At 41.2% G+C, this 13353-nt stretch carries 14 protein-coding genes; 2 read left to right on the top strand and 12 right to left on the bottom strand.

The annotated features are described in order from the left end of the window. Window positions 1-173 precede the first annotated feature (173 nt). From OU989_RS09180 to OU989_RS09165, 4 genes are all read right to left on the bottom strand, one after another. A complete protein-coding gene (locus tag OU989_RS09180) occupies window positions 174-698 on the bottom strand; it encodes a tubby C-terminal domain-like protein (protein ID WP_274796837.1) in 525 nt (174 codons plus the stop codon). Between the two features lie 114 nt (window positions 699-812). Next, window positions 813-1532: a toast rack family protein gene (locus OU989_RS09175; RefSeq protein ID WP_274796836.1), complete on the bottom strand. Its 720-nt coding sequence runs from the start codon at window positions 1530-1532 to the stop codon at window positions 813-815. A 109-nt stretch (window positions 1533-1641) separates the two neighbouring features. Then, entirely contained in the window at window positions 1642-2022 is a 381-nt protein-coding gene (locus OU989_RS09170; RefSeq protein ID WP_274796835.1) for an SRPBCC domain-containing protein, read from the bottom strand. Window positions 2023-2050: 28 nt separating this feature from the next. Then, a complete protein-coding gene (locus tag OU989_RS09165) occupies window positions 2051-3259 on the bottom strand; it encodes an MFS transporter (protein WP_274796834.1) in 1209 nt (402 codons plus the stop codon). A 143-nt stretch (window positions 3260-3402) separates the two neighbouring features. Between OU989_RS09165 and OU989_RS09160 the strand changes: the two genes are divergently transcribed. Together OU989_RS09160 and OU989_RS09155 are read left to right on the top strand one after the other, a co-directional pair. After that, window positions 3403-4260 (top strand): LysR family transcriptional regulator, encoded by an 858-nt coding sequence (locus OU989_RS09160; RefSeq protein ID WP_274796833.1) that lies wholly within the window; start codon window positions 3403-3405, stop codon window positions 4258-4260. A gap of 109 nt (window positions 4261-4369) precedes the next feature. Then, a complete protein-coding gene (locus tag OU989_RS09155) occupies window positions 4370-5239 on the top strand; it encodes a DMT family transporter (protein ID WP_274796831.1) in 870 nt (289 codons plus the stop codon). A gap of 34 nt (window positions 5240-5273) precedes the next feature. Here the strand turns inward: OU989_RS09155 and OU989_RS09150 are convergent, their stop codons facing one another. From OU989_RS09150 to OU989_RS09115, 8 genes are all read right to left on the bottom strand, one after another. Beyond that, window positions 5274-6263 carry a sensor histidine kinase gene (locus OU989_RS09150; protein WP_274796830.1) on the bottom strand — a complete coding sequence of 330 codons (990 nt, stop codon included), beginning with the start codon at window positions 6261-6263 and terminating at the stop codon, window positions 5274-5276. Continuing rightward, complete coding sequence (locus tag OU989_RS09145; protein ID WP_274796829.1) at window positions 6260-6931, bottom strand: response regulator transcription factor; 672 nt, start codon at window positions 6929-6931, stop codon at window positions 6260-6262. The genes OU989_RS09150 and OU989_RS09145 overlap by 4 nt, the downstream gene beginning before the upstream one ends. 1 nt (window position 6932) lies before the next feature. Continuing rightward, window positions 6933-7916 (bottom strand): alpha/beta hydrolase, encoded by a 984-nt coding sequence (locus tag OU989_RS09140; protein WP_274796828.1) that lies wholly within the window; start codon window positions 7914-7916, stop codon window positions 6933-6935. Between the two features lie 130 nt (window positions 7917-8046). Beyond that, the gene (locus OU989_RS09135) at window positions 8047-8424 is read right to left on the bottom strand and encodes a DUF3221 domain-containing protein (protein ID WP_274796827.1); all 378 of its coding nucleotides are present in this window, start codon (window positions 8422-8424) and stop codon (window positions 8047-8049) included. Between the two features lie 113 nt (window positions 8425-8537). Then, the gene (locus OU989_RS09130) at window positions 8538-8960 is read right to left on the bottom strand and encodes a DUF1801 domain-containing protein (RefSeq protein WP_274796826.1); all 423 of its coding nucleotides are present in this window, start codon (window positions 8958-8960) and stop codon (window positions 8538-8540) included. A 40-nt stretch (window positions 8961-9000) separates the two neighbouring features. Beyond that, window positions 9001-10812 carry an ABC transporter ATP-binding protein gene (locus OU989_RS09125; RefSeq protein ID WP_274796825.1) on the bottom strand — a complete coding sequence of 604 codons (1812 nt, stop codon included), beginning with the start codon at window positions 10810-10812 and terminating at the stop codon, window positions 9001-9003. Next, window positions 10809-12542 (bottom strand): ABC transporter ATP-binding protein, encoded by a 1734-nt coding sequence (locus OU989_RS09120; protein WP_274797306.1) that lies wholly within the window; start codon window positions 12540-12542, stop codon window positions 10809-10811. Before OU989_RS09120 ends, OU989_RS09125 begins: the two co-directional genes overlap by 4 nt. Window positions 12543-12595: 53 nt before the next feature. Continuing rightward, window positions 12596-13234: a ribosomal eL19 family protein gene (locus tag OU989_RS09115; RefSeq protein WP_274796824.1), complete on the bottom strand. Its 639-nt coding sequence runs from the start codon at window positions 13232-13234 to the stop codon at window positions 12596-12598. Between the last annotated feature and the right edge of the window lie 119 nt (window positions 13235-13353).

Raw genomic sequence — 13353 nt, 5'->3', positions numbered from 1 at the left:
CTTTTTGATTTGTCATTGCAGCAAATTATATTATCTCGAATTCGAGATAATTATAGCATCGCGTTGCACATACGTCAATTAATAACGGAGGTGACGACCACTCATTTATTGGTACTTTCTTTCCCCACTGAACAGGCAAATGAAACCAGCCTGAAAGCTGATCTCATTTGCATTTATGCCCCAACAAACAACACAGCCTGTCCAATGGCAATGAAGAAGGCTTCATGCTGAATCGGACTACTGTCTTCCACCTGCAACGTGATGTCAAAATGAGTGTCACAGAAAGTAGCTTGCCAGCGTGCAATGGGCTGCTCATTCACAGTAAAAACAGACCAGTCCTCCATTTCTTTGCTGAGCTTGATTTGTTGTTCTCCATCCGTAATTAGAAGATCAGGTATCATGATTTGCCAGCCATCGTATGCAATCATATAGTCTTTTCCTGTTACTAAATCCTTGCCTCGAAAATGCACACGACCACGTCGAGATACTTTTTTACATGTAAAAAGAGGCTGCTCCTTTGTATCATGGACATCAAAACGGACAAAATAACGATAGTCCATTGTTCGATCAAAGGCCTTCTTTAGCGCATTGGTATACACACGTTGCACAGTGGACGACACCTCTCCCGCTTCATTGAAAATGTTAATGACCTCTGTTGATTCGATGGCTGCTGGTTGCTTGTATGTATAAGTTTTCACTACGTTCGCTCCTTCAACAATTGCTTTCTTAAAGCTACCATACAATCAGCATCAAATACAATTGACCTTTGACACAAAAAAGTAGACTACTTCATAAAGTAGCCTACGAACTGTTTATTTATCTAGTTTAAACGTAATGTCTCCAACGCCTAATTCTGAATTGATTTCTAGCACGACATCCGATTTATCATAGGCGTCATTGACATAAACACCATTACCCTTGGACACAAGACCTTCAACATTTGAAGAACCAATGCCCTTTTCTGTTGTTAATTTGACTCCAACCTTTGAAGGTAAAATAACAGTTGTTTGACCTACTCCCGTTTCAATGTTTGTGGTAAAGCTTTTTTTCCAATCGCCACCTAAATTCACTGTCAGATCCCCGACACCTGCTTCAATATCTAATTGTTCAAGCTGGAGCCCCTGTAAGTCGAGATTAGCAATGGCTGCACCTGTTTCCACAGATAAATCCATTGGAATATCGTCATTTAGCTGAATCGCCCATGTGTTCTTAATTTTAGAAAGACCTAGCTTTGTAGAGCCTTTATGCTTGATTTCGATTTCCCCTGTATCACCATGTTTATCATAGCTTACGTGAGGGGCAAGCTTTTTAATATTATAGTCAGCCTTGCCTTCAACCCATTCCTTGGCGCCACTTGATACATTCATTTCACCAACACCTAATTCGATGTCTACCTCTAATGCTTTCGCTTTATCCTTTTCCACCAAAATTGTTTCCTCACGCATTTTGCTTGGAAAAACGGAAAAGCACCCTGATAATAGCAATGCAGATGTGCCCATCACGACACCTAACCCAACTAATTTTTTCAACATTATTTCCTCCCGCTATATAATCTGCCAATAATTTCATTATATAGGAGTAAATAATTTAAAATACGACCTTACGCTTGAAATTTTCCTAAGACCTGAGACTTAGAAACTGCTATGGATAAGGGATGGCGCGCCCCTCCAGCAAAGCTTTCAAATTAGCGAGTGAGGCATCATAGCCTGACGAATTGAAGCTAACATTAGTGCCACTGTGTTGTTTTGCTAACGTAATGGCTATTAACGTTTCAGGAACCTCTAAGTAAAATGAAAATGTCTCATTCTTTTTTACCTGTTGAATGGTTAGCTCCATAGGTAGTTGTTCAGATAATTGGTTATGGGCATTCGGCATTAACGTAAACGTCATCTTCTCCCCCGCTGCCAATTTTGGTATGTCCCATGTCGAGCCTGGCGCATACCATTTGGAGAGGGATTGCTCCTCTGTAATGGCCTGCCAGACGTCATCAATCCCCGCATTAATCCAAATTGAACTTGTCATTCCAACACCCTCCAATTTCTATTTTCCATTATTTTACCGAATTTTCAGGTGTTAGACTACTGTTGGTTGATCTATATAAATTAAACGCTCCAATGATGACCATCATCGCTATTAAATCCATGGCCAGTTGATGACTGGAGAAAAGGGCAACCAATAACCCATAGCATGTTGGTGCTAAGACAATAAAGAATTGATTGATCGTTAGCGCCGCGCTAACAGTCAGTCCCACTGATTGAGAATCTGATTGCTCTGTTACACAAGCGATATATAAGGAATACCAGCCAAGAGCAAAAAATCCAAGGATCGAACAAAAAATGATCATCAAGCTCTTCGCAGACATGACAAAAGGCAGACAGCCTATCATAATAAAGGTGGCTACCATGACGAGCACTAATAATGATTCACGTTTTTGAGAGAAATAACAGTCACTTATCCACGCAAGCACAATTCTTCCTACCATTCCACCAAGCAAAATGATACTTAAATACTTTCCAGCCTCCGTTAATGAATAACCACCTTCTTGATGCAAATAGCTCATCAAATGGGCAATGATCACCATTTGTAAGGACATCATGACAATGCCTACAAAATAAATAGGATAGAGCGCGCGATTGTTCTTAATGGCATGCACCTTCTCTTTAAAGGTGACAGGATTTGCTGCAACGGTTACACGCTGTTTAGGTTCCTGATACAGCAGTAAAAATAACAGTCCTCCCGCAATTGCTACCAAGCCCTGTGTTATATGCACAGAGGTTAGGTGGATGTGTTGGTACAGATAGGTTAGAATGCTTGAGGCCAACGCACCGCCGATTGGAATTCCTGTCTGACGAATACCGATAGCAAGCCCTCGATGCTTATCTGGAAACCACTTGACGATAGCTGAACTACCACCAGTTTGTGCACTGCCATACCAAATCCCAACAACTATTAATACGAGTAGCAATGTCGTATAATGGTGCACAGGAATTAATAATAAGCTAGAAAGTCCAAGTAAAATGGAGCCCCATCCGATTAGTTGTTTTTCTCCTTTTTTATCCATGAAATAGCCGAATACAAGCATGGAGAAAATCGGCCCTATATTAACAGCTGAGACAATCAGACCAGTTTGAAATGAAGATAGACCCCATTCTATTTGATAAAACGAAGCAACGGGCCCCATGCCGTATGTGACAAAGGTTGCTGCTGTCTGCGAAAGTGTAGCCACAAGCAAAATAATCCATTTATAATATGTATGCATATGTTCCCTCCATAAGTGCTATACTGCTTTATTTGTGCAGTATAATGTTCGTTATCTAGAGTTTACGTTGACCGATCCACTACGTAAAATGGAGGAAAATGATAGCGACTATCAAAAAATTTAATAGGTGTGTGACAAACAACATGAACATTGAAGAAATCGCCTTAAAAATGGAGCTTTTAGAAAGGCAAAACTTGAGTAAATCCGCTGAAATCACCAATTATACACAATCAGCCCTCACATCCAAGGTTAAAAAAATGGAGAGTGAGATTGGACAAGAGGTTTTTAAACGAACGCCCCAAGGCTTAAAGCTAACGGAGGTAGGCGATCACTACTTACAATTTCTAAAAAAGGTCGCTCACGACTATGAGGAATTTTTACATAGGATTGGATCGACTCAAACGAGTATCCATTTTGGTACTTCTCATACAACCATTAAAATATATGGGGCAGCGATTATGAATGCGCTCCAAACGAGTCATAGTCCGATTGATGTGGATTTCACAGTAGAGTCTAGTACATCGTTAAATCATAGAGTACACCATGCCGAGCTGGATTGTGCCTTGACCAGCAATCCACTGAAGCACTATGCCGATTTGCACTATGATTTGATCGCTACTGAAACATTTGAAGTGATCTCAAGCCCTGCTCATGTTATTGATTTTGAACAGCGAACGCCTGTTACCTTACTCGTGCTAAGTAAAGGGTGTATGTATTCGAAGGCATTAGCACAGTGGCTTACAAACAAACAAATACCCTTTACGATGAAAGAAATAAAATCCGTGAGTAGCATTCTTGATTTTCTTGAAATCGAGCATACGTTGGCAGTGTTAAACACAAAATTACTCTCACTCTATCCTTGCCCTGATTTGCATCATTATCACTTGGACAATCTTCACAATGTCATTGAAACCGTCTTTATTTATAAAAAAAACGACAGTAAGCTAGCCCCTATTATGCAATTAAAACAGGTGATTGAGTCATTGCTTGAGAGGAACTAACGTTGAGCCTTATTTTGTGCTACTATTCTAAAAAAATATATTATTCATGCTGTGACTGCTCTATAATAGGTTTGTCTTTATTATTCTAGTAAAAGCATAGGAGTACATCATGTTTTATTACATCTCGTTGTTTTTTGCAGTATTTGCGTTATCGACCTCAGCTATTTTTGTTAAATTAGCTGATGCACCCCCTGCCATTACGGCCTTTTATCGACTATTCTTTGCGATGCTCGTGTTACTTCCCTTTTTATTAGCGCAAAAGGGCTTGCGTCAGGAACTTACGAGCCTCTCCAAAAAGCAGTGGGGGCTTGGCATTCTATCAGGTTTATTTTTATCGTGCCATTATGTCTTATGGTTTGAATCATTGAACTACACATCCGTGGCAAGTTCAACGGTTATTGTGACATTACAGCCATTATTCTCTTTAGTAGGAAGCTATTTTTTATTTAAGGAGCGTTTTTCAAAAGGGGCCATTGTTGGCTGTTTCGTTGCCATCATCGGCTGTTTCATTATCGGCTGGCAGGATTTCCAAATTAGTGGACAAGCCCTCTATGGCGATATTCTGGCCTTTATTGCAGCGGGCATTATTACCGCCTACTTTTTTATTGGGCAATCTGTGCGCAAAGATTTATCACTCATTCCCTATTCAGTTATCGGCTATGGCAGTAGCTCCATTTTCTTAGCCATTTATGCACTCTTTATGAAGGAATCGTTTTTCGATTATTCAGCTTCGACATGGTGGGCCCTTGTAGGATTAGCCGTCATTGCCACGATTTTCGGCCAAACTATTTTTAATTGGCTATTAAAATGGTTAAGTACCACGGTCATCTCCATGAGTATTTTAGGAGAAACGATTGGCACATGTATACTAGCCTATTTCATATTAGATGAGATGATTTCGGTGCAACAAGGTGTTGGTATTCTGATCATTTTACTAGGCCTCGCCCTCTTTTTATTGCAACAACGTAAATCAGCTTAAATGGAAAAACAACGGCAAAGGCTGCCGTTGTTTTTTATTCGTGTGTGAAGCGGAAGGTAGTACCATCCTTGTTTGATTGTAAGAATGCTTCAATATGTAACGTCTTGGCAATATCTTGAATGATTTTCAGTCCAAGTCCGTCATGCGCATCGTTAGGCGTAAAGCCGATGCCATCATCAGACATGATGACTTGCCCATCTTTTATAATTACCTCTAGCTTGGATGCTTGAGCATGCTTTAACGTATTTTGAAAAACATTATCAAATAAACGCTGGAGCCATAATTCATTGCTTATCCAGATTACATGCGCATCTTCAGGATGAAAATGAAGGGCAATATTTTGCATGCGATATAAATAACGCCATTTCTTTATCATCGTTGTTAATAGCTGTGCAAGCTGTACTTCTTCCTGCATAACATAGGCATTTTCGCTTGTGTCAAAGGACTGAAGCTGAAATTCATTCGTTAAATTTGTTATATAGTGAATTTGTTCAGTTAACGATTCCACCAATTTAGGCTGCTCCTGCAATTGATCTTCTAGATAAAACAATTGCAAACGAATAGCTGTTAGTGGTGTATGGATGTCATGTCGTAATTTTTGTAGTAGCTCTTTTTGCAGCTCCTGCTGTTGTGCTAGCTCTAATTCTCGGTATGTTGTACGCTCAATTAGGAGATTAACTGATTGAATCAGCTGGCCGATCTCATCTTCACTTGTGACAGCTAACGTTTCTGGAATGCGCTCATTACTTGCCAGCTCCCGGATTGTGTTGTTGAGCATGGTGATTTTTTTCAGTAAGGAATGTATCGATGTTGAAAACAACAAAGCTAATAAGGCAAAAGAAATGACAAACGCAAATAGCATAAGCGGATAGGCAAATGACTCATGAAAGGGAGTCCCATCATTTTTCATTTTAAAAGCTTTATCGTAAAGAATAGACATTGTCACACTAATACCTAGTATCACCAACGGTACACTTACAATTGCTAAAAATAATAAAGTACGGTATTTGTTTTTTAAGGTCATTTTTTGATGTAGGTATTCAGCCGATACCCTTCCCCATAAATATTTTGTAAGATAGTACCTGCTGGATCGTGTAGCTTTGTTCGTATTTTTTTAATATGGACATTGAGAAGATTATGATTGCGTTCATCTAGTGGCCACAAATAGTCGAAAAAATGGTCCTTTGTTAATACTCTATCGCGGTGATCAAATAAATAAAAGAAAATTTTGCGCTCAATTGCTGTCAAGGCGATCTCCTCATGGAGACTCTGATAAAACACTTTCCGCCGTTCCCCATCAATAAATAAATGCTGAATATGTGTAAATGTACCATAATGCTGAGTCAGCATTTTTTTCATCCTTAGCAAAAGCTCTCTTGGGTCAAACGGCTTTGTCATATAATCCTCTCCAACCGTTAAGCCCTCTAGCTTACTTTCAATATCATTCCGTGCCGAGAGAAAAATGATAGGAATGTTTAAGCCTAATCGTTTAATAGTTTTGCTTATTTGATAGCCATCCTCTCCTGGCAGCATAATATCCATAATGACTAAATCTACTTGCTGAATCAGCGCCATTACATCTTTGCCATCTGTTTTCCAGACAGCTTCATAGCCCTCACGCTGCACTATTTTTTGTAGTAAATCACCAATCATCGCATCGTCTTCCACAATTAAAATCCTAAATCCTTGCATCTTATCGACCTTTCCTGTTAGCATTCGTTGTCATAAATTCCATCGTTAGTTGATAGATTTCATCAGGCTGATAAAGATAAATGCTATGTGTACCACTTACCTCTTTTACCTCTGCATGAGTGAATTGCTTCGCAAAATCAGTATAATCCTGCCTATTTTGCTTCGTATATATTGAATCTTTCTTTTCTTCCGCAATGGCATCAATTAGTAATACCGGCGTATTTTTCGGCTTTGGAAGCTGTTCTGATTGTAAACTATTTTCATAGACCTGTAACAGCTCATTTTTCATAGCTTCATTAAAAAATTGCTTAAAGGACAATGCCTGATATATTTTCTTTTCCTCGGCAGTTAAAAAAGACATGTTCAGCACTTGTGGATTATACACCTGTGAGGGCATAAGTCGATGGAAGCCAATTTTAGTGGCTAGGTGCATGCCCTTTATCATCCATCTATCGACAGTCCCCATTTGATGCTTGATATATTGACTAGGTAAGCTAATATCAAGTGCGATGATGCCCTTTACTTCCTCTGGATATTTTTGTGCCCAGTAAATAGCTTCAAGCCCAGAGATCGAATGAGGGACGAGTGTATAAGGAGGCTGAAGACCACTTTGCAGGAGGGCTTCTCTTGTTTGCGCTAGAATCGTATCAATGTCTCTTTCATCATGGGCTATATCGCTATAGCCATACCCTGCACGATCCACAACAGCAATTTGATTGTGCTGTGAAAACTTGCGATAAAGCCCTTTGAATTCATAAACAGGTGCTGCAATGCCTGATCCAGCCATAAAGACATACGTATCCTCGCCTGAACCCTCCTGATAAACATGGATGTTTTGCCCATCGACGTTCACTAGTGTGCCGTTAGGTTGTAATATGGCAGATTCCTTCTGTACTAAAGTATAGTGGTAAATGCATACGATCGCGATGCCAAGCACGAGCAATGCCCCAAAGTAAACAAACCATTTCTTTACTTTCTTTTTCATACGCTTCTCCTTTCCGTTGATACTTGCAAGGATACACGTTAAAAATAAATTTCTAATTAATTTTTGCGGGAAATCCGTAAAAAAACTCAACCCTTTGGCACTTATTCACCAAATGATTGAGCTGTTATTCTTACTTTTCGATTAATTGGATCGTAGTTGCAGTACCCTGCGCTGGGTATGACTCAAGATAAGTACCAGTAGTCCAAATGGCTACTCGATCACCAATGGTAAAATCACTCGTATCTGAATAAGACACAATAAAAGCATTTGGCATGGCCAATTCTAAAATTTCGCGTTTACTTAATGCAAGGTCTTTTTCCGCAACATTCCAAACAACTGTAATAGACTTCTCTGTTTTGTCGATTATAATTCCTTCTATATCTGCAACCCTTTCCCTATCATTTGATGATGCTTCATCTACTATATTAGGTTCATTATTTTTCCCTGCACAACCCCATAAACTTAAGGATAAGAATAACAAAAGGATCATAGAACTTAGTTTACGCAAATGAATTTCACCCGCTTTCTACTCTCTATCCTTTTAGACGTACTCAATTTAGTATCGTTACACATGTTGATACAAAAAAGCTGCCTACATAGTGATAGGCAGCTTTCTTTGTGCTAGGCTTCTGGATAGGTTTTTCGTAAAAAAGCAATGGATTGTTGTATGAGTGCTTTTAAGATAGCTTCATCCACGTCAGCAAGTTTATTAATATAAACACAGGCTTTTCCCGTTGTATGCTTACCAAATTGCTGCAATAGCTGCTCTCGCTCAGAATCACCTGGAGCAAAATATAGACTAATTTTTGCTTTGCGAGGAGAGTATCCAACAAGTGGTGCATCGCCTTCATGGCCTGTTTGATATTTGTAGTGATAATGACCAAACCCGATAATACTCGGTCCCCACATTTTAGCATCGTAGCCTGTGACCTCTGTAAAAATATCTAATAGTCGAAAGGCATCCTCCCGCTTTTTCGGGTGGTCTACACTCTCGATAAATTCAATGACACTTGCATCCGTTTCTTTCGTCTTTAATTCGTACATCCTAATCCCTCGCTTTCAGAAAGAATATCTCTATTATTCCCTATTCTACCTGCTCTAACAATAGCTTTTGCTGTAGATGACGATAAATCCCCTGTTGTTGCATGAGCTCATGGTGACTGCCTTGCTCGACAATTTCACCCTGCTGAATTACAAGTATTTGATCCGCATTCTCGATTGTTTTTAAACGGTGCGCTATAACAAAGCTTGTGCGACCCCGCATTAAATGCTGTAAGCCCTTTTGAATATCGACCTCCGTTTGTGTATCCACACTCGATGTCGCTTCATCCAAAATTAAAATATCAGCATTTTCTAAAATAGCCCGAGCGATCGCAATTAACTGTCGTTGTCCCTGACTTAAATTAGCACCGCCTGCCTGGACTGGAGTATCGTACTGTGCTGGTAAATATTTAATAAAATGATGGGCATTGGCGATTTTCGCCGCTTCGACGACTTCTTCATCTGTCGCATCGAGCTTCCCAAAGCGAATGTTTTCTCGGATGGTGCCGGAGAACAAATATGTGTCCTGTAAGACGACACCGACTCTTTGACGAATGCCCGCCATTTGATAGTGCTCGATATTGTGCCCATCAATCAGAATTTCACCTTGATCCACGTCATAAAAACGTGTCAGTAAGTTGATAATCGTTGTTTTTCCAGAGCCTGTTGGACCAACAAGCGCGATCGTCTCCCCTGCCTTCGCATGGAAGTGAATGTTTTTTAGAACAGGCTTATCTGGCACGTAGCTAAATGACACTTGCTTGAAAACAACATCTCCTTTTAACGACGACGCCTCGATAGCATTTGGTACATCACTTACTTCTGATGGTTCATCCATAATCTCAAAGACACGCTCTGCTCCAGCAATGGCAGATTGAAAAGTATTTAATAGATTGGATAACTGATTCAGCGGACGGAAAAATTGCCTTGTATAAGTAACAAACGCTGCAATGATGCCAACCGTCACAACACCTTTTACAGCTAAGAAGGCTCCTGTTCCAATGACGACAGCTAAGCCTAAATTATTCATAAAGTTATTAATAGGTCCAAGTAAGCCCGAGGTAATTTCTGCTCGCTGGGCTGAGTTTCGTAGGTTTTCATTTTGCTGATGGAAGGTGTCAATTGTTTGCTGCTCCTTACCAAAAAGCGTGAGCACCTCTGCTCCTGTAATCATTTCCTCGATATAGCCGTTGAGCTTACCAAGATCTCGCTGACGTGCTGCATAGTTTTTACTACTGCGTTTAATAATCTGCTTGGTCGTGAAAACAATTAGCGGAATAATAATTAATGTCACGATCGCTAATTGCCAGCTTAATGTGAACATAGCGATACTCACACCAATCACCGTTAAGATGGATGATACGATTTGTGTGACACTTTGAGCCAGTGCCGTGTTTAAATTATCAATATCATTTGTGACACGGCTCATTAAGTCGCCAAGCGCACGTTGATCAAAAAATCGTAATGTCAGCGTTTGAAGCTTTTGAAATAGGTCCAGACGTAATGTCCGAATGGTTTTCATGGCCACTTGAATCATGACATACGTTTGTAGCCATGTCAGAATAGACGCAATCGTAAATATGACAGCCAACACGATGCCAAGACGAATCGTTCCATCAATATCCTTTTTTATAATATAGTCATCAATAATATGGCCAATCATGTAAGGTCCTGCAAGACTTAAAAATGTAGAAGCCATGACAAAGAAGATTGATAAAAACAGCCCTAATTTTTGCTGTTTTACATAGTGCCATACTCGTGCTAGTGTTGCTTTTTGATTTTTTGCTTTCTCAGCTGGCGCTCCCATGCGTGGACCACGTCCAAAAGTCATTTGCTTTGGTTGACTTTGACTCATCCTTGTTCACCAGCCTTTTGCTGTGACGCGTAAATTGCTTGATAATGTGTATTTGATTGTAGTAGTTGCTGATGGGTTCCTTGCCCAACAATGCCGCCATCCTCTAGAACCAAAATGACATCTGCTTGCTGAATAGAGGCAATTTTCGAAGCCACAATGATCGTCGTTGTATCTTGATACTGTGTGGCAATTGCCTGCTGAACATGTTGCTCTGAAGCACTATCGAGCGCAGAGGTTGTATCATCAAGCACTAAAATGGCAGGCTTGCGAATGAACGCACGACTTAAAGCAAGGCGCTGCTTTTGCCCCCCTGATAAATTCGTAGCCCCCTGTGACAATTCATGGGCTAAGCCTTGATCAAGACGCTCCACAAACTCACTGGCACACGCCGCCTCTAAGGCCTGTTGAATCTCCTCCGTAGTCGCATCGTCCTTGCCGAGTCGTATATTTTTCTCAATCGCACCTGAAAACAGCAGGGCTTTTTGTGAGGTAAAGCCAATATGCTCTCGTAGCGTTGATAAGGAGTAGGCTTTTAGTGGTTTACCATCTAAGCGAATTTCCCCAGCTGTTGGATCAAACAAGCGAGGCAACAGCTTTACCAGTGTTGATTTACCACTACCTGTTTTCCCAATAATTCCTACCGTTTGCCCCGGCTTAACAGAAAACGAAATGTTTTTAAGGACATCCTCTGCTGTCTCATAGTAACGATAGCTTACATGATCAAAGTCAATCGCTCCTTTAATGGGGTCTGTCAGAGGCTGTTGTGCTTCCTTAACAGCAATGTCTTTGTTTAACACATCGACAATCCGTTCTCCAGATGGCAATGCTCGCGCAATTTGCATGAGTACCATACTTGAGGACATCAGCCCATTTAAAATAATCGTTAAATAGTTAATAAAAGCGAGAATAACCCCAACTTGTACAGTACCTGCTTCTACCTTGATTGCGCCAAGCCAAAGCGCTGCAACGATTCCCAGATTGACAACGAACATCGTAAAGGGCACCAGTACCCCAACAATTTGCTCAGCGGTAATAAATCGTTTCGTTAGCGTATGATTTAAATCACCAAACTGCGCCACCTGTTGCGTCTCACGGCGAAAGGCTTTGACCACCCGGATACCAGCCAAATTTTCCTGCAGCTTTGTATTGACCGCATCAATAGCCTCCTGCACACGACGATATAGCCCGCCCGAATACTTTGTGAAAAAATACATGGCGATAATCAGCAATGGCACAATAATAAGGAGGATGGAAAAAAGCTCCCGCGCTGTTACAAACACAATAATGACTGCCCCAATAAACAACAGCGGCCCTCGCACAAAAATACGCAGCGTCATCATAAACGCCCGCTGCATACTTTCCACATCACTCGTTAAAATAGTGATAAGCTTCCCTGTCGTAAACGCATCTCGCTCCTTAGCCGAATACGTCATCATCTTCTCATACAGAGCCTGCCGAACATCCGACGCAAAATGAATAGCCGCCTTCGAGCTATAGTAGGAGCAACCAACCCCACCAACAAGCCCAAATACTGCACTGCCGAGCATTAACACAAACATATTCAATACATACTGATGATCACCTTGGACAATCCCCGTATCAATCATATGCTGCATAATGGTCGGCTGAATTAAATCCATCGTCACCTCCAACACCATCAAAAGAGGTGCAACCAACGTGAAAAATTTATAGGGCCCCAAATACTGCCCTAACTGTTTAACTGCCTGCATACCTTCGTCTCCGTTCTTTTTAAATCCCATTCGTTCCTCATTATAACTGAAAATCATTCCCATTTGGCAATAATTTTTCGAGTCACGTAATATTCTGGCCTCGTCGAAATGGATGAGTGGGTTCTGACTTTTGAGCTGGGGCCATTCACTTTCGGGCGGAGCCAAGCCTTTGATGAGCGGGGTTCTCTCGCTTTGAGCGGATTCATCCTTTCTTTGAGCGGCTGTTTCACATTTTTGAGCGGGTTTACACTACTTTGGAGCGGGGACAACCCTTTTATGAGCGGTTGCTTCACACTTTCGAGCGGGTTCACCCTTCCTTTGAGCGGTTGCTTCTCACTTATGAGCGGAGTCACCCTTTCTTTGAGCGGGGGCCTTTCACTTTCGAGCGGGTTTACCCTTCCTTTGAGCGGTTGCTTCTCACTTATGAGCGGGGTTACCCTTTCTTTGAGCGGGGGCCTCTCACTTTCGAGCGGGTTTACCCTTCCTTTGAGCGGTTTCCTCTCACTTATGAGCGGGTTCATCCTTCCTTTGAGCGGCTTCCTCCCATTTTCGAGCGGGGACAACCCTTTTTTGAGCGGGGTTACCCTTCCTTTGAGCGGTTTCCTCTCTCTTTCGAGCGGGTTCATCCTTTCTTTGAGCGGTTTCCTCTCATTTTCGAGCGGGGACAACCCTTTTATGAGCGGTTGCTTCACATTTTGAGCGGGGTTACCCTTCCTTTGAGCGGTTTCTTCTCTCTTATGAGCGGGTTCATCCTTCCTTTGAGCGGTTTCCTCTCATTTTCGAGCGGGGACAACCTTTTTATGAGCGGTTG

This window comes from Lysinibacillus irui (genome assembly GCF_028877475.1).
GTDB classification, from domain to species: Bacteria; Bacillota; Bacilli; order Bacillales_A; family Planococcaceae; genus Lysinibacillus; species Lysinibacillus irui.
This window is presented reverse-complemented; position numbering and strand designations above follow the sequence as displayed.

Coding starts and splice junctions, on each gene's coding strand:
- OU989_RS09125 (WP_274796825.1), bottom strand. CDS start 10,812: ATGAGTCAAAGTCAACCAAAGCAAATGACTTTTGGACGTGGTCCACGC.
- OU989_RS09175 (WP_274796836.1), bottom strand. CDS start 1,532: ATGTTGAAAAAATTAGTTGGGTTAGGTGTCGTGATGGGCACATCTGCA.
- OU989_RS09150 (WP_274796830.1), bottom strand. CDS start 6,263: ATGACCTTAAAAAACAAATACCGTACTTTATTATTTTTAGCAATTGTA.
- OU989_RS09170 (WP_274796835.1), bottom strand. CDS start 2,022: ATGACAAGTTCAATTTGGATTAATGCGGGGATTGATGACGTCTGGCAG.
- OU989_RS09165 (WP_274796834.1), bottom strand. CDS start 3,259: ATGCATACATATTATAAATGGATTATTTTGCTTGTGGCTACACTTTCG.
- OU989_RS09160 (WP_274796833.1), top strand. CDS start 3,403: ATGAACATTGAAGAAATCGCCTTAAAAATGGAGCTTTTAGAAAGGCAA.
- OU989_RS09120 (WP_274797306.1), bottom strand. CDS start 12,542: ATGCAGGCAGTTAAACAGTTAGGGCAGTATTTGGGGCCCTATAAATTT.
- OU989_RS09155 (WP_274796831.1), top strand. CDS start 4,370: ATGTTTTATTACATCTCGTTGTTTTTTGCAGTATTTGCGTTATCGACC.
- OU989_RS09140 (WP_274796828.1), bottom strand. CDS start 7,916: ATGAAAAAGAAAGTAAAGAAATGGTTTGTTTACTTTGGGGCATTGCTC.
- OU989_RS09145 (WP_274796829.1), bottom strand. CDS start 6,931: ATGCAAGGATTTAGGATTTTAATTGTGGAAGACGATGCGATGATTGGT.
- OU989_RS09130 (WP_274796826.1), bottom strand. CDS start 8,960: ATGTACGAATTAAAGACGAAAGAAACGGATGCAAGTGTCATTGAATTT.